This is a genomic window from Nostoc sp. UIC 10607 (assembly GCF_047228265.1).
GTDB classification, from domain to species: domain Bacteria; phylum Cyanobacteriota; class Cyanobacteriia; order Cyanobacteriales; family Nostocaceae; genus Nostoc; species Nostoc foliaceum_A.
On sequence record NZ_JBIQNW010000106.1, the window covers coordinates 1 to 14,009 of the forward strand.

19 protein-coding genes are annotated in these 14,009 nt (G+C 42.2%); 9 read left to right on the forward strand and 10 right to left on the reverse strand.

Features of this window, described 5'->3' with window-relative positions:
• Nucleotides 1-1,286: 1,286 nt before the first annotated feature.
• Nucleotides 1,287-1,469: a hypothetical protein gene (locus ACEYW6_RS34045; RefSeq protein ID WP_412983277.1), complete on the reverse strand. Its 183-nt coding sequence runs from the start codon at nt 1,467-1,469 to the stop codon at nt 1,287-1,289.
• A gap of 762 nt (nt 1,470-2,231) precedes the next feature.
• On the opposite strand from ACEYW6_RS34045, the gene ACEYW6_RS34050 reads away from it, so the two are divergent.
• Nucleotides 2,232-2,357, forward strand: coding sequence for a hypothetical protein (locus ACEYW6_RS34050; RefSeq protein ID WP_258169926.1), 126 nt, complete (start codon nt 2,232-2,234; stop codon nt 2,355-2,357).
• Nucleotides 2,354-2,710, forward strand: a complete 357-nt coding sequence (locus ACEYW6_RS34055; protein WP_412983278.1) for a hypothetical protein — start codon at nt 2,354-2,356, stop codon at nt 2,708-2,710. Before ACEYW6_RS34050 ends, ACEYW6_RS34055 begins: the two co-directional genes overlap by 4 nt.
• Here ACEYW6_RS34055 and ACEYW6_RS34060 read toward each other — a convergent pair.
• Together ACEYW6_RS34060 and ACEYW6_RS34065 are read right to left on the reverse strand one after the other, a co-directional pair.
• Nucleotides 2,707-2,922: a Nif11-like leader peptide family natural product precursor gene (locus tag ACEYW6_RS34060; protein WP_069068113.1), complete on the reverse strand. Its 216-nt coding sequence runs from the start codon at nt 2,920-2,922 to the stop codon at nt 2,707-2,709. The genes ACEYW6_RS34055 and ACEYW6_RS34060 overlap by 4 nt on opposite strands.
• Nucleotides 2,923-3,817: 895 nt before the next feature.
• A complete protein-coding gene (locus tag ACEYW6_RS34065; protein WP_412983279.1) occupies nt 3,818-5,668 on the reverse strand; it encodes a protelomerase family protein in 1,851 nt (616 codons plus the stop codon).
• A gap of 191 nt (nt 5,669-5,859) precedes the next feature.
• On the opposite strand from ACEYW6_RS34065, the gene ACEYW6_RS34070 reads away from it, so the two are divergent.
• Complete coding sequence (locus ACEYW6_RS34070; RefSeq protein WP_179076853.1) at nt 5,860-6,021, forward strand: hypothetical protein; 162 nt, start codon at nt 5,860-5,862, stop codon at nt 6,019-6,021.
• A 107-nt stretch (nt 6,022-6,128) separates the two neighbouring features.
• On the opposite strand, the gene ACEYW6_RS34075 is transcribed toward ACEYW6_RS34070, so the two are convergent.
• The 7 genes from ACEYW6_RS34075 to ACEYW6_RS34105 all read right to left on the reverse strand — a co-directional run bounded on the left by ACEYW6_RS34075 (nt 6,129) and on the right by ACEYW6_RS34105 (nt 11,070).
• Nucleotides 6,129-6,626 (reverse strand): GIY-YIG nuclease family protein, encoded by a 498-nt coding sequence (locus tag ACEYW6_RS34075; protein WP_412983280.1) that lies wholly within the window; start codon nt 6,624-6,626, stop codon nt 6,129-6,131.
• A 4-nt stretch (nt 6,627-6,630) separates the two neighbouring features.
• Complete coding sequence (locus ACEYW6_RS34080) at nt 6,631-8,802, reverse strand: hypothetical protein (RefSeq protein ID WP_412983281.1); 2,172 nt, start codon at nt 8,800-8,802, stop codon at nt 6,631-6,633.
• Entirely contained in the window at nt 8,799-9,458 is a 660-nt protein-coding gene (locus ACEYW6_RS34085; RefSeq protein ID WP_412983282.1) for a hypothetical protein, read from the reverse strand. Before ACEYW6_RS34085 ends, ACEYW6_RS34080 begins: the two co-directional genes overlap by 4 nt.
• A complete protein-coding gene (locus ACEYW6_RS34090) occupies nt 9,445-9,642 on the reverse strand; it encodes a hypothetical protein (RefSeq protein ID WP_179076855.1) in 198 nt (65 codons plus the stop codon). Before ACEYW6_RS34090 ends, ACEYW6_RS34085 begins: the two co-directional genes overlap by 14 nt.
• Nucleotides 9,643-9,749: 107 nt before the next feature.
• Nucleotides 9,750-9,986, reverse strand: coding sequence for a hypothetical protein (locus ACEYW6_RS34095; protein WP_412983283.1), 237 nt, complete (start codon nt 9,984-9,986; stop codon nt 9,750-9,752).
• 67 nt (nt 9,987-10,053) lie between these two features.
• Nucleotides 10,054-10,698, reverse strand: a complete 645-nt coding sequence (locus ACEYW6_RS34100) for a hypothetical protein (protein ID WP_412983284.1) — start codon at nt 10,696-10,698, stop codon at nt 10,054-10,056.
• Nucleotides 10,699-10,701: 3 nt separating this feature from the next.
• Nucleotides 10,702-11,070: a hypothetical protein gene (locus tag ACEYW6_RS34105; RefSeq protein ID WP_193947043.1), complete on the reverse strand. Its 369-nt coding sequence runs from the start codon at nt 11,068-11,070 to the stop codon at nt 10,702-10,704.
• 277 nt (nt 11,071-11,347) lie between these two features.
• Between ACEYW6_RS34105 and ACEYW6_RS34110 the strand changes: the two genes are divergently transcribed.
• From ACEYW6_RS34110 to ACEYW6_RS34135, 6 genes are all read left to right on the forward strand, one after another.
• Nucleotides 11,348-11,521, forward strand: coding sequence for a ribbon-helix-helix domain-containing protein (locus ACEYW6_RS34110; protein ID WP_412983285.1), 174 nt, complete (start codon nt 11,348-11,350; stop codon nt 11,519-11,521).
• Nucleotides 11,518-11,844, forward strand: a complete 327-nt coding sequence (locus ACEYW6_RS34115) for a hypothetical protein (RefSeq protein ID WP_412983286.1) — start codon at nt 11,518-11,520, stop codon at nt 11,842-11,844. Before ACEYW6_RS34110 ends, ACEYW6_RS34115 begins: the two co-directional genes overlap by 4 nt.
• 60 nt (nt 11,845-11,904) lie before the next feature.
• Entirely contained in the window at nt 11,905-12,564 is a 660-nt protein-coding gene (locus ACEYW6_RS34120) for a Uma2 family endonuclease (protein WP_412983288.1), read from the forward strand.
• Nucleotides 12,557-12,727, forward strand: a complete 171-nt coding sequence (locus tag ACEYW6_RS34125) for a hypothetical protein (RefSeq protein ID WP_190898873.1) — start codon at nt 12,557-12,559, stop codon at nt 12,725-12,727. The genes ACEYW6_RS34120 and ACEYW6_RS34125 overlap by 8 nt, the downstream gene beginning before the upstream one ends.
• Before the next feature lie 351 nt (nt 12,728-13,078).
• Entirely contained in the window at nt 13,079-13,411 is a 333-nt protein-coding gene (locus tag ACEYW6_RS34130; protein WP_185582828.1) for a hypothetical protein, read from the forward strand.
• The coding region (locus ACEYW6_RS34135) for a hypothetical protein (protein ID WP_412983287.1) at nt 13,408-14,009 on the forward strand (602 nt) is incomplete at its 3' end. The genes ACEYW6_RS34130 and ACEYW6_RS34135, both read left to right, overlap by 4 nt.

Here is a 14,009-nt window from a genome sequence, read left to right on the forward strand (position 1 = left end):
TTAAAAAATTAGAAGCACAGGCGGCTTTGATTCGTGAGGTTTTTCTGGAATCTCATGTCAAAGACGACGCTGGTGATAGTCTACCCGCCCACCGGAGGTGATCTCTCCTAACAGTGGCGTGGTCAGGTGACACGATCGCTCTGTGTTACCTTGCCTCCCAATTGAGATTTTGGTTGTCACACAAAGCGATCGCTTCTCTCCACTCCCAATACCAAACGGTATTGGGAACTTTTGCATTGAGGGAAGCAGGAGGGAAAGAACTAATTGTCTATCAACTCTTTCCTCCCCTGCCCCTCTGCTCTAGACCTCTGCTTTGATTGGATATTGCAGTTGTAAAACCTCAGTCGCTTTTGTAGTCCTTTTGTAGTTTTATCGGACTCATTTTTGGCTGATTCTTGATTTTTACCTCAACAAACTTTCCGCCAAATATGGCGTACTGTGCGTCAAAAAAAGATGGATTACAGCGCTTAAAACCTTTTAAGCGAATTTCTCAATAATTGGTAAATTATTGGGAGCAAATGGGAGACTTCTTATAAGTATTGGAAACTGTTTGGATTTATTGGGAATTTTTGAGCTAATGAGAATTTTGTGACTGGATGAGATTTAAGAGGTAAAAAGGTAAGAAAAAATTGGAGATTTGGGAGATGTTGGATAGATATTGGGAGATGTTGAATGTAGTTGGTGAGAATTGGGAAAATGGATGTTTTGTCGAGGTTTTATCTCAGACGCACGAATTTATTCAAATCAATTAACTAGTGCCAAAACTGTAATATTTCTTGATAAATGTGTCAATAATCACGGTTTGGGCGGTTTATATTGAGAGTAATTATCAATTAGATAGACAAAAAAAGGGTCAAAAATAGGGGAAAATTTTTTTTGTGGATTTTGTTTCTTTAACAAGCTTCAGCGGGTCTAAGTGCCGACTACAAAATAAGCCGCAAGCTTGGCTATCCTCTCACCTGTGGCTAGGATCTCAATTCTTGGCATGACAACAGCCCGATCGCTTGCCTCACCCTTCAGACCTTAAAGCCACCGCTCTTGATTTTGCTCCCAGCAGTAGTTAGAAGAATGCCTTAGACAATGAATGGCCGCGATGCCTGCGGTTCTTGCTAGCCGAACCATCTTCTTCGCCCTATGCTTAATTCCCGAAGCGATCGCTGCTAACAGTCGCCTTACCAAAATCGCCTAAAGCAGTTTTGCATTGGGCATTGGGTGTTGGGGAAGAGGCGATCGCCCGTAGTCATGCTACGCTCTACTCCCCTGGCGGCCCTATTAGACATTGGAGATTAGGGATTGGGTGAATGGACGTTGCCATCCCAGATGTTAAACTTCATCTGCTTTTGTCGTTCTTTTGTCGTTCTTTTGTAGTCAATTTGGGCTGATTGCGATCGCCACCGGCTCATAGCGGTTACGCCATCATGCGACTGAAAAAAATAAAGTGGGGTAACATTGCGCTTTGTGTATCTCACGCCAACCGCTCAACAGAAAAACTCAACGCTGACCCAAGCCTTGAAAATATTAGATTCATTGGGCGCAACCAGTTGCAGGATTCCAAAACATTGATATCAATGCTGGGATTGTAAGAATAACTGGGTGCAGTAGAGATTTTTTAAAGCCTGATAATCTACATAAAACTAAAGTAGATTCCGAGCTAAACTGTATTGTATAATACAATTCCCTAGAGGTAGTTATCGGGCTACCAGACAGGTGACACCTAGCTACCTGTTGGGTGAAAAAGTAGTGGTTTTTTGTGATTTTTGATTTTCCAGACAGGTAGTTATTTGGTAGCTCAACAGGTAGCTAGCGAGAAGCGATAAAATTGCCAAAAATTGGAAAATCAGCCACCTCTAAATAAACATACCTACTACGCTTATTTTTGCTATTTTTAATTTCCTAAAATCGCTTTGATCAGAGTAGATAAAAATACTTAGTGATGCCCAAAAAATAACGTTACCAAAGACATAAAGTATTTTTGAAAAGGCAAGATTAAAGTTATCAACTATAGTGAATCGCATTTAAAAAGTTGGGGTAGGTTTTGCACCTACTCCAAGGTGTTTAGAAAGCTGTGTTGGGAGTTTGGCAGCTGTCGAGCGCTCCCTTGGCATAACCTCTGTAAGCGATTCTCCCCTACCCCTGCTATAGAAACCCAAAAGCCTAAGCTAATGAGCATTTAAGTTGCATAAATCCAAGGTTGAAGCCCTTACCACGAGCGAGTCAGTCTGGAAAAATGAATGACTATTAGCTTATCTCTGGCGATCGCACTCCCTACCCAATCTCCAATTCCTATTTTCCTCCTGGGCGATCGCCTCCCCACTTTTGGCACAACTTTTGAAACCTCAAATTTTCACCACGAATGAAATCGCCTCATCTAATTCCCTCCCCGCCGCGCCCCCAAAACAAAAAAAGGTATCTGGGGAATGGGGAAAAAAGCACTCACTCCCGCCCCACAATCTCCTACAGTACCCTTTACTTTCATCATGGCTACTTTGCCTTGCATTGGGTGTTGGGCATTGGGGAATCAAGAGAGGGAGCGATCGCACTCACCACACACCCCACAATCGCCTATAGTTCCTTTAATCTCCTAACTTGGCTAATTTGCCCATTCACCACATTTACGCGGCTTATTTCTCATCCTGGGAGGAAGTTAAAAGCGATCGCTATTCATCCCTCTGCCTTCTGCCTTTTTCAAAAATTCTCGCGTGACCCCTAGTTGTACTCTCCAGGAAGATCAGTTTTTCTAACAGTAATGCTGCCAACTTTCTTACCTGACATTCTCAATAATTCATCACCTGAAAATTCAAAACCAAGCTTTAGTGCTATTCGCGCAACATCATCTGCGGTTGGTGCTGCAAGCACCTCGTTTTTAAGTTCAGGTTCGGACTGCATTTTCTTTAAAAATGCTTCGATTTGCTCAAAAGCCATATTTAAAATTTGATCCTCGCTAGCTACTCGTAATATAAAGAAAAACAGCAGTATATTTTTTAAGACTAGCAGCACAAGGGTATCAAGATTCGGGGGAAAGATAATTATAGCGACGTGCTGCTCTTCATTTATCAGAATCTTGCTTATAAGAAATCATCTTTTCATGAGTAGGATTCTCATAAGTAAACTGGGAAGATTGGACGGTTACAACGGGCCAGGATTAAAAAATAGGTTATGGAAACTGTATTTTACCAAACCTATTTCTTCCCAAGGCGATTGCCTGTCGAACGGTTACATCATCGCCCCAATAGTTAGGCTTATTATTTTTCTGTGGCATAACTCCTATAACCGTGCTCCTTCTTTGGCTGATAGCCATAGCAATCGCTTGCCAACTTCAGTTTTAATATCTGAAAAATTAGCATAACTTTTGAAGTTTCAATTTCTGACCGCAAATAAAATCGCCTCATCTAATTGGGACTCCGCCGCGATCGCCTCCGGCATCTTTCTCTACTAAAATAGTTTTTGACCCGAATAAATCATTTTTTCGTTTTAAATTCTCTGCAAAAATGGCTGAAATGAAAATAACCCAAAATAACCATAGTAAGTACGGTTATTTTATTCTTTAATCGAAGAATTGTTGCAGGCAAAAAATAGTGATTAAGAGCGCTAAGTTGTGGCTTAGTCTAGGCTTAGTCCAAGCTTAGTCTAGGAAACTTGCTTTCTTGAAAAACTGATTCCCTGTGCTTAGTCTAGGCTTAGTCTAGGCTTAGTCCAAGCTTAGTCTAGGCATAGTCTGAAGCAAATGTAGTTTGGCATACAATTTTGTTATTTAAAATCCACTAATTACATAAACTTAGTGGTGATTATGTAATTAGTTTGTAAGGGGAAAATAACTTTAATTTCTCCCTGCCTTAAAGCCTTCACCACTTAAAAATTCTTCATTTATCAGCAAGAGAATTTTATCTGTGTCCTTGCCCTTGTTGGCATAGCTGGCAGGGTTACTGGGGTCTTTCTTGTTTTCCATACCGAATTTTGCGTTATGGCTAATCACCTCATCCTTATGAGCCTCAATCCAATCGCGTACTAACAAGCCGTTACAGCCCGATAAATCTCTCAAGGCTTGGTTAGTAATTGCTAGGCGATCTGAGTCCCCAGTTGCCACAGTATCGTTGTAAAGACAGATTGCCTGATAAGACCTACGAATTTTTTCTACAGCTGCTAAGGTTGCCTTGCTCCCCCATACCTCAGCATCGCTCTTGGCTTGCCAGTCAATCTCTTCTTTGATGGGTGCAACCTTGGCAGGGATAGACTTGGCGGTAGGGGCGATCGCTTGCCCAAGAGTTACCTTATTCACCACCTCAATAACTTTCTGTTCTAGCCAAGAATCTAACTCGGTGACATTTAGAGTAACTGTTTGGGGCTGCTGTGCTGTGGTTTCCATTGCTGCTTTCTCCTCTTGTAATTGTTTGTTGGCTATATCTAATTGGTTATTGATGTCTTCTAACTGGTTATTACTTTGGCGTAACTCTTTAATCTCTGTTTCTAATTGGGCTAATTTTTGGTGTGCTGACTGTAATTGCTTTGCAGTGTCCAATCGGTTGTTAAATGACTCAAGCAAGTAGGTAATAACTGATTGCTGATTGGGTAAATTTAACTCCTCTTGCAGGTGGCGAATAGCTTCTAAATCTGAAGAGTTGACCCGAACATTTGAAAGTTTTTCTTTTGATGGAGTATCAGGGAAACCTACAGGCTTTGTAAGGTAATAGTCGGCATACCCCAAAGTGGTTACAAGATTTTGTAAGTCTCGGTCAGTGGGAGCATCCTTAACAAAGTGGCCAGCTAGCCTAGCGGCGTGTAGCATCTTAGAACCCATCGCCCCAGTACAATCGCGCTCGGTAGCCAGTGCTAAATATGCGGCCCGGAGTGCTTTGCAGTTGTCTTGTTCTTCCCCGTGTCGAAAATTCAGAATTGGGGTTTTATCTCCCTTGTCCCCAAAATAACCACGAACTACTCGATTAAGTGAACCGTTGCGGCGACTATCAATAGCACGGTTTTGGGCTGAAAGGTCTGTAGGATTCTCGTTAGCCACCTCTGCCAAGAGTGCTTTAGTTGTTGGCTCCTTTCTTAACCAGTTCAATCGCTCAATGACGTAACTAGCAGGGTAGAGGGTAGCGATGGGGAATACTGGCTTATCTCCCCGTTTTTTACCTTGACCAGTGAACATTACCTGATAGCTTTGACCCTCAACAGCCGCAAACTTAGCACGAGCAAGAATTTCATGGGGACGGCGGCCAGTGGCAGCAATTAAGCCCACTGCTACCTCATGCAAATCTTGGGACTGTAGCAGATTACCTGTTATTTCTAAATATTCATCTGGGCTAATTTCTTGACCGTTATCGAGGCGATCGCTTACCCGTGTAGACTTGTTTCTTTCTTCCCAATGGCTTTTGTCTAGACCACACAGCAATAAAACATAGTGCTTTAACTCATAACCTGTTACGTTGCCTTGGGCATCATGCTTGGGAACAGAATCAGCGTTTTTCCCTTGCTCTAATGGCAGTGACTTGAATTTTTTATAGAAGCCAGACCGACTCAGCACAGTGCCTAAGCTTTTAATGCTGTAGTTAGTGTTGGTATTTATCCACTCGTTGAACTTCTCACAGTGTGGCTTGATCTCTTCAAGGCTTTGCAAATCTTTGACCGCAACAAAGAGTTGATCTACTTGTTCCTGAACTGCTTTAGACATCTGACTGACTCCCCTTTATTTCTAAGCTGTTATTAATTTAACTAACAAGTTAGCCGATGTCAATAACCTGTGAGATATTCTTAACAGGTTATTGACATTATATAACAGGTTAAGCTACGCTAATAACAGGTTGAAAAAACCACAGAAAAAGCGGGCTGATAACCCGCGCTTAAAAAATAAAAGGTATTCTCATGTTACTCACAATTTCTAAACCTCAACAATTCCAAGCTACTAGCGACTACTACGATGGTGAATTCGACGCGGCGATCTCACTTCCACCTAAAACAACTGAGGGCGATTACTGGCGCGGATATCTCGCCAAAGTAAACCAGACGGGTAACACACCGTTCTAAGAACCAAAGGGAGGCTAACAACCTCCCTTAATTTTTTGATTGATTACTTATGAGAATCATATAAAGAACATTCTCATAAGTAATCTCTGTCTACCCTTAAATTTTGCTTACTTAGCTAATTGTTTTTGCGGCTGCATTGGTGACTGACTTGTTAATCTTCCCGCTACGGTTCCCACTCCCACAAGCCCGATCATGCTGAAAATGATTAGCTTAATTGGCAAGTCGCTAATGCTAAAGACGTGTAGCGATCGCTTTTCAAATTCCCAATTAACAATCATAAATTGCACTGGATTAAAATCAAACCACTCTTGACTTTTGATTAACTCAACATTGCATTGGCTAAATTGTTGATGTAATTCACCCTCTACATCTGCCATATCTTCTACATAAATAGTCTTGAGGATTTTCACGTTACAAGGTGGTTGATTCCTATGAAAGTTATCAAGTCGAGCTTCGGGATTACGAGATAACCCAATTTTGCAACGACGGAGGTAACAACCAGGAATTAGCCCGTGATAGCCCTCTGCTTCCATTAAATAGATAAATCCCGGCTCATGGTCATTTTTAGGCTGATAGATAATTGTCGTAATCTCATCCAAGTCCATATATTTATTTCCAAATTATTTTATTAGAAACTGTTATTTTTTTGCAGTTCAAACAGTAATATCTTTTATCCTTTCTTACGGTTAAATTTGCGTGACCACAGTGGGGACAATAAGGCTTTGTGTCACTTTGGCGGCTACCCCCTATAGTGGAAAATGACGCGGCAGACATCACCGTGTCAGTGCTTGCTATGCTTGGGTTTAAGGTATCACCTGTCAATCTCGTGTAACCCGTGTCAGGGGACTTTGCAACTCTTGCCAGTCGCTTTGTCTCTTCTATCAATGAATAGTTGAAACTAACTTTATCGAGATTAGGTAAAAAATAAAGCTTAGGTGAACGAGAATCGACTACTAAGGCTACTCTCAATAATCTGGCATCGTCGGTAACTAGCTCATTCTTATGTTCGATGTATTCTTCGATAGCGTCTAAATTGCGAGTCAACTTAGCTAGGTTAGACTCGCTGTTTTTGCCCTTTCCGTAGGTATTTAGGTAATGTCTAATTTTGGAAATGCCAATGATGATTTCGGTAAAAAGTGACCGATCATCATTAGTAAAGCCTGGGATTTGTTTGGTCATCACTGATTGACCCGACACAATCCAGCCGATGTTATTATGACCAAACTGTTTCAGAATCTTCTTGAGATTTTCCCCTGCCTTGTATGGCTCACTGCAAGAATTCAGCGTGTTATCTAATTCATCCCATGCCCAAATTTGAAAGAAGTTAGCAGCGAATGTGGGGTTTTGAACTCGAAAATTTCCGTCGTCTAGGCAATCATCAAAGGATTTAATCGCGGCTGTGGTATCGCCATATTTAAGGAAATGCTCCAAAGGATAGTTGCTATCTTTGAGTGAAGCAACAGCACCAGGATAAGACACTGTAACCAGAGTATTAGGAACTTTCTCACCCTTGCCAGTATTGCCACGAGTACAACCAGCTTTCAGGATTTCGCTAATCATTACCGCAGTGGTTGGGGTTTTACCAACGCCCGGATCTGCAATCAGCCGATAGCGGATTGGGTGACTGACTACATAGTTGATAAATTCGTCAGGAGTCCCAACCATCAACTTAATTTCATCTGCTTTGATGGCTGGCCCCATACGGTAGCTGACCACAATACAATCGGTTATTTCCAGCTTGCGAACGCTTGTTATTTTGAATAGTCCCAGCTTTTTAGCCAGCGTGTCAGAATGCTTGCTGATTGCTTCTGCAATGGCTAAGGTATGCACAGACCGGGAATAGCCATAACCAATGTCTACAACGCCGTCAGGCTTCACCTGAAAGCCTTTAACGCTCAAAGCCAACCTGATATCAGTAAACAAAGTACGCGCTATTTCGTTGGCGATTTTCCCGTTGATATCAAAGCCAAAGTCACCATACACGGGTTCTATTAAATCACCTGCCAATTGTTGCTGTAGCTGACCTACGCGCTCGTTTAGTAGCTCGATTTGCTCTATATAGTTTTGGCGCTCATTGGCGATCGCTTCCCCAACCTCATCTAAATTTTCGTTGTAGCTACTTGCCAAACTTTTGATAATCTCGGCTTTACTTTGATGACCATGCGCTACCTTCTCACCCCAGTTTTGCAACCTTCTGAATAGCTGCATAGCTTCAGAGGTAATAGAATCGTGTTCATGATAAATCTTTTCTAATTCCTGCGACTTGGCAAGTTGAAAGCGTTTGTTGGCTTCCGTTTCTACTTGAGTTTTAAAGTTAAATTCCCATTGCTCAGTCTCAGCCTGTAAATATTCAATACGCTGGGCATCTTTTTGAGTCTGTGTAGACAATTGATTTAACTTGGCTTGCAGTTGGGCAATTAAACTCGTATTTTCTAGTTTGTTATGACCTAACGAGTTGATGGTATTTCTCGCTTCTTTGAGTTCATCTTTCAAGGATTCTAGCTGGCTGCTAGCGTTGGCTAACTTTGACTTGCTCCTTTCAAAATCCCTGATTATTTTATGGAGTGTTTCACCTGCTTTTTGATTTTTACTTTCAGCATCATTTAATAATTTTTGTGATTTAGTATCCGCGATCAAGTAGGTAATAAAACTTGCTGGTAATGCTCCCACACCAAGCATAGACATTACTTTGGCTATATCGTTGGTGAACCCTCCAGAAGCAACCACCAAGCCAGCGCACAAGCTAAAAGCACTTAGCCCTAACCCATGAGATAATTTCATGATTTTACCTCTAGGTAATCACCTAACTGTGCTTTAAAGCTTGCTAGGTTCCCCTGTGACTCAACAGTTCTTAGCCTTAATTCCTCAGCTTTTATTTGAGCTTGCAACAGTTTTTGGTTTAGTTCATCTTTGCTATAAACCGAGATATTTGTATCGGCAATCGTCTTAACTTGACTGACATCTAAAACAACTGATTTTTGGGTAGTCACCTCTTTTTGATTCAAATAGTCAATATAGTTACCCTTGACTTTTTCGATTTCGGTAGCTGCTTGGATGCCAGCACCAAAGGCTTTTGAATGCTTACCAATTACAGTAAATTTCTCGCGTGTCAGGTCAAGCGCGGCTCCCGTCAATTTGAGCGATCGTGTAGCACCTTCGTAAATTTTCATTCCCTTATCAAACTGGCTTTGGCTTGCCTGCGGAAGAGTTTCAGGAGGATTTAACGGATCTGAAATATGATACTGATTGGGCTGGAATGGTGGCATCATTCCCGGTATTAAATCCGGCGTGACGCTCAACAAACCAGGGATACGGCTATCTCTGGGGACAGTAGCAGGTGTGGAATTATTGGTGCTAGATGTGGAGTTTTGTTTGCGTCCTGCTAGCTTTTCTGCTACAGCTTGGGCTGCTGCTTTTGTAGCATCAATTTTTGCCATTGTTGAAAAATTTCCTCGTGTTAATTAGCGATTGATATTTAATTTCTAGTTGCCTAAATGCTTTGTCGATTTCGCTAAATTCAAGCGCTAATTCCTCATCCAAATCGTATTTTTTGAGGACAAGATTTAGCTCTGTTTCATCCGTCTTTGCATCCTGAATTTGGCTGTTTAAGTCATCTTGCATGGTAGTATTGACGGGTATCTGAGGCTTAAAAGCTCTCAAAACTATTGAGAGCTTTAATTCTGGCTTTATCTGCTACCGACTATGTTCTGTGGAGTTGGCAGCAAGAATCATTCTGTAAAACCTTCAAACTTAACTACCTCTGAGTCACCAGAAGCAGCCGATTCCAAGTAGTTGAAATATTGCTTAACGTCACCAAGAGCTACATCACAATCAAAACGCAAGCCTTTAAACTGTGGATGCTGGCGAATTTGCCCAAGTAATTCCTGAGCTTGAGCAACTAGCTCTGGTAAGGAATTACCGCTCATATTTACCTCTGATTCAATGCCGGAAATTGTAAAAGTCATGGCGTTAGTACTCTTTCTAATAACCAGTTAACAAAGTCGAGGGGAGATAACAGGATGTTGATCGCTCTCACGCGATTAGCTTTTTTCCCAGTTCGGTGATGATGCCTTCAATTTCTTGGGTCAGGTCAGTTTCATCTGGGGTAACTTCTGGCTTTTGTTGTGCAAGTCCAGCCAAATCTCTAATCGCTCCCAAATATCCTTGCTTTTGGTGTTGCCAGTGCTGATTGATACTCTCTGTTAGTTCCGTATCCCGCACAGCCAAGTTATTTAGAATCAGTTGGTTCTTAACTTGGGCTATAGCGTCTACTGCTGCAATTTCTTCTGATGCCTGCCTAGTTAGCTGTTCAATCAGCGTCATTTGGGCGTTAGGGCTTGAGCCGGGGGTAGGGGCTGTTAGATGTTGCTGTTGCCCTTGTAGGGATAGGGCATTTTGTGGCTGTTCTGTAGCTGGCTCAGATGTTTGCTGTGTTAAATTTTGTGAATTTTCAGGTAACTCTGAGGTGCTAGCCACAACTGGCAATTCTGGCTGAAAGTATGAGGCGATCGCTTCTAAATCTAATTCCGAAACTGCCTTTACAGTGTCGAAATCATCAGGGCGAACATGGCTTAAAGCCAGTCTCAAGCTCTGTTCCGTGGTCATATATCTTAAGCAAGCATCATGAATGCTTACTGTGTCTGCTGTTGGTGCTGTGGTTCTCTTCCGTGTTGCCATGATTTACGCTCCCTTTTGGATTTTTTGGATTTGCTGGAATGCTTGCTGATAGCGGTATCTAGAAAAATCATTCGGGTTTTTGGCGATATAGCCTTTGACGCGATCGCTGCGTCGGAGTTGAGCCATTAATCGCCCTACTCTCCCCAAAACCCATGCTTGATAGGGCGACAAGGGCGACTCGCGATCATGAGTGTTATCGGCTTTTTTGGGGTAGGCATCTCTGAAACTGGGGATTCTCCAGAAGGCTAAATTCTCCCAAGTGACCAAAGTCGAGCGGCTAACACCCAAGACCTCAGCTAAATATGTCTTGGTAGATGGGAAATCAAGGAATGAGTCTAAGTCTGTAGAATGTTTGCTCCGTCTAGGTTTCATGGGTTTACTACAGTAATCAATGTGAATTAGATAGTAACTAGCTAGCAATCAGAATAAGTACACATCACAATGTCGCTCCTAATCGCTAAACCCCTTACTGTGTAAGTCGCTGGGGTACTCGTAGGACGCTAATTAGTGGCTTGTTGTTGATCGATTGCTTCTCTATTGATATAGTAGTACATGACGGTACTATACTGTCAAGTAAGGCATAAAACAATCTTGTAAAGTCTTATAGAGTATTTAATAGTCAGGTAAGGCATTATGGACTAATAGATTTATGTTTGCTGAAATGTCTACCCGATATAGATTGACTGTTTATTTCTCAGACGACACCACTCTTAAAAAAATTGAAGAATGGGCAAAAGAAGAAAATAGAAGTGCTAGCAATCTTGCAGCTACTCTACTCGCTAAAGCAGTACAGGATAAAGATAAACAAGAGAAATCAGCATGACCCACGCACAGCCAGAGGACACAAGACAGCCAGAGGACACAAGACAGCTGATTGAGAATCTAGCCAGACAGCAAGCTAATACTCAGCAACAACTAGACTCATTTATCGAAACTGCCACCAGTGTTTTAGCTCGTAGTGCTGTGCTGGACGGTGTGGTTTTGGAATTACGGGAAAGTACAGAAAATTTACAACACAATTTTGAACAGCATCAACGTAATTTTGAACAGCACCAACGTAACTTTGAGGAGCATCAACGGACTACAAATGCTGCATTGGCAAGCTTAGAAGCAATCTTAGTTCAGTTGGTTGGGCGTTTACCTTGAGATGCGATGCCTACGGCGAGCTATTCGGTTTCGCCAAAAGATAAAACGGGAGAATTGACAATGGTCAGCAGTCTTAAAGAACTAATTGATGAGCCAGAATTGGGTCATACCTCAGACCCAGAGGAAAGGTTTATCAGCAGTGGCGTAAGTTGGGAAAGCTATGAAGCGCTACTAGTCAAACTAGAAAACAACTCTCATTACCGTGTTACTTATTTAGATGGAATATTAGAGATAGTGTCGCCATCAATCAGGCATGAAAAAATCAAAACGAATTTAGGAATGCTGTTAGAGCGTTTCTTTTACAGCAAACGCATTCGTTTTGTACCTATGGGAAGTTCTACTTTTAGAAACAAAGCAAAAAAAGCAGGTGCCGAACCAGACGAATGTTACTGCATAGGTGAAGAGAAAAGTGTACCGGACTTAGCCATAGAAGTAGTTCTCACCAGTGGCAACATACATAAATTGGAAATCTACCGAAGATTAGGAGTTGCAGAGGTTTGGTTTTGGGAGAGAAACCAGTTTAAGCTATACCACCTACGGGACAATTCCCAGACTGAGCTTGCCACCATTTACCCTGATACTTATGGCTATGAGCTTAGGGCAGCAAGCGAAATACTGCCAGGATTAGACATTTCCTTGCTAGAGCAATGCATTACAATTTCAGATTCAATTCAAGCTATTGATGAATTTGAACAGGGGCTAAAAGCGGACAATGAGTGAAACAGATAGCGCCGCGATCGCTCAACTCTACGAGAGATTAGAGCGATTTGAGGCGAACACAAATAGAACCTTGTCCTGTCAGACAGTACTTTTAGAAGAAGTTTTACGGATACTCCGCGATGCAAAAGGCGGCAAGCTACGCAATGGCGGTACTGGTATATGAAGAGATTTCCAAAGTATGCGATCCCCTTACCAATAGTTTGTATTTTTGAGGACTACACAAAAGATATAAAATCTTAGCTTAATTCATCTAGAGTTCACAAAATAACTAGCAAAAAAAATGCTAGCTACACAGCCCTCAGCTTTTTGAGTGCGATCGCAGGGATTAGTCAATCAATCCACCACGGTAAGCAAAAGCAGCGCACAAAGAAACGTTTACTAGACGTTTCAGCCCCCGGACTCTGCAACCAGCAAGTCTAATTAAATTTATAACTATTTCAAGCTTACCGACTAATCCCTACAATCTGCAAATTTAAAAGTTAAGGGGCTGTCCAAACCAACAAAGGACAACCCAATGAATAAACCCCTTACTTCTGACAGACAGGGGTTTGCGAATGAAAAACCTAGTATTCTAACGCAAACTTTCCCCAACAATCAAGAATCTCGAATTTCGGAATTATCAAACCATATAAGCGATCGCCGAACTAGCACCAAATATTTAAAAGCGGGTTGCTGTGACGTTGCTCTAAGACCATGCCCCGACCCGGATGAGTTACTGCGATCGCCTAACCTCAACTTAGAGGAGTCCTTTTACTTACAGCGATTAGTAAAGCTTGGCTGGTTTAGTGGTCAGGTGGCCGCCGTACTTCTCCAAATTGAAGCCAAGGTTGGAGGGGTGGCAGTATGAATCACAAAGGATTCGGCAAGATAGCCTCACCCCAAAAATCACTAAATCAAGAACTAAGGCAGGTTTTTAGAAAATTCAACAAGCGAGGTAAGCTCAGAAGTACCCCTTGGGCTTTGCATGAAGTCTCAAGACTTGAGTCCAGAGATGGAAAAGTCCATCAAGTTGTTGTAGCCGACAACCAAAATGACATGGCGCAAGGCGATGCCTGCTCTGGGCGTAGCCATCACCATGATAGCGAAATTCAAGCACTGGGTAATTATCAAGGATTCAAAGAGCCATCCGCACCTTATACTTTGCCAGCCAGAGAAGATTTTGAAGCAAGCCACTGGCAAGAGTGGGGTGAGAGTGGGATTGACAGTGAGATAGCGGCACTTAACTTCAAATCGCTGTCAGGGAATGCCGCTTTTGATTACTTGCTCTACTCCGATAAAATCAGCCGCCGTAACGATGGGCGGCTACGCGATGGGGATATGCGGCGATATGCTCACCTGTCTAATGGTGGTTGGTGGTGTAGCGGAATAAATATTATCACTGGTGAAGATTCCGATTGGGGATGCTTCAAGCCCAACACGCCAAGAATAGATGAGGGTAACAGCAA

Coding starts and splice junctions, on each gene's coding strand:
- ACEYW6_RS34050 (WP_258169926.1), top strand. CDS start 2,232: ATGACTATTAGCTTATCTCTGGCGATCGCACTCCCTACCCAATCTCCA.
- ACEYW6_RS34055 (WP_412983278.1), top strand. CDS start 2,354: ATGAAATCGCCTCATCTAATTCCCTCCCCGCCGCGCCCCCAAAACAAA.
- ACEYW6_RS34060 (WP_069068113.1), bottom strand. CDS start 2,922: ATGGCTTTTGAGCAAATCGAAGCATTTTTAAAGAAAATGCAGTCCGAA.
- ACEYW6_RS34065 (WP_412983279.1), bottom strand. CDS start 5,668: ATGTCTAAAGCAGTTCAGGAACAAGTAGATCAACTCTTTGTTGCGGTC.
- ACEYW6_RS34070 (WP_179076853.1), top strand. CDS start 5,860: ATGTTACTCACAATTTCTAAACCTCAACAATTCCAAGCTACTAGCGAC.
- ACEYW6_RS34075 (WP_412983280.1), bottom strand. CDS start 6,626: ATGGACTTGGATGAGATTACGACAATTATCTATCAGCCTAAAAATGAC.
- ACEYW6_RS34080 (WP_412983281.1), bottom strand. CDS start 8,802: ATGAAATTATCTCATGGGTTAGGGCTAAGTGCTTTTAGCTTGTGCGCT.
- ACEYW6_RS34085 (WP_412983282.1), bottom strand. CDS start 9,458: ATGGCAAAAATTGATGCTACAAAAGCAGCAGCCCAAGCTGTAGCAGAA.
- ACEYW6_RS34090 (WP_179076855.1), bottom strand. CDS start 9,642: ATGCAAGATGACTTAAACAGCCAAATTCAGGATGCAAAGACGGATGAA.
- ACEYW6_RS34095 (WP_412983283.1), bottom strand. CDS start 9,986: ATGACTTTTACAATTTCCGGCATTGAATCAGAGGTAAATATGAGCGGT.
- ACEYW6_RS34100 (WP_412983284.1), bottom strand. CDS start 10,698: ATGGCAACACGGAAGAGAACCACAGCACCAACAGCAGACACAGTAAGC.
- ACEYW6_RS34105 (WP_193947043.1), bottom strand. CDS start 11,070: ATGAAACCTAGACGGAGCAAACATTCTACAGACTTAGACTCATTCCTT.
- ACEYW6_RS34110 (WP_412983285.1), top strand. CDS start 11,348: ATGTTTGCTGAAATGTCTACCCGATATAGATTGACTGTTTATTTCTCA.
- ACEYW6_RS34115 (WP_412983286.1), top strand. CDS start 11,518: ATGACCCACGCACAGCCAGAGGACACAAGACAGCCAGAGGACACAAGA.
- ACEYW6_RS34120 (WP_412983288.1), top strand. CDS start 11,905: ATGGTCAGCAGTCTTAAAGAACTAATTGATGAGCCAGAATTGGGTCAT.
- ACEYW6_RS34125 (WP_190898873.1), top strand. CDS start 12,557: ATGAGTGAAACAGATAGCGCCGCGATCGCTCAACTCTACGAGAGATTA.
- ACEYW6_RS34130 (WP_185582828.1), top strand. CDS start 13,079: ATGAATAAACCCCTTACTTCTGACAGACAGGGGTTTGCGAATGAAAAA.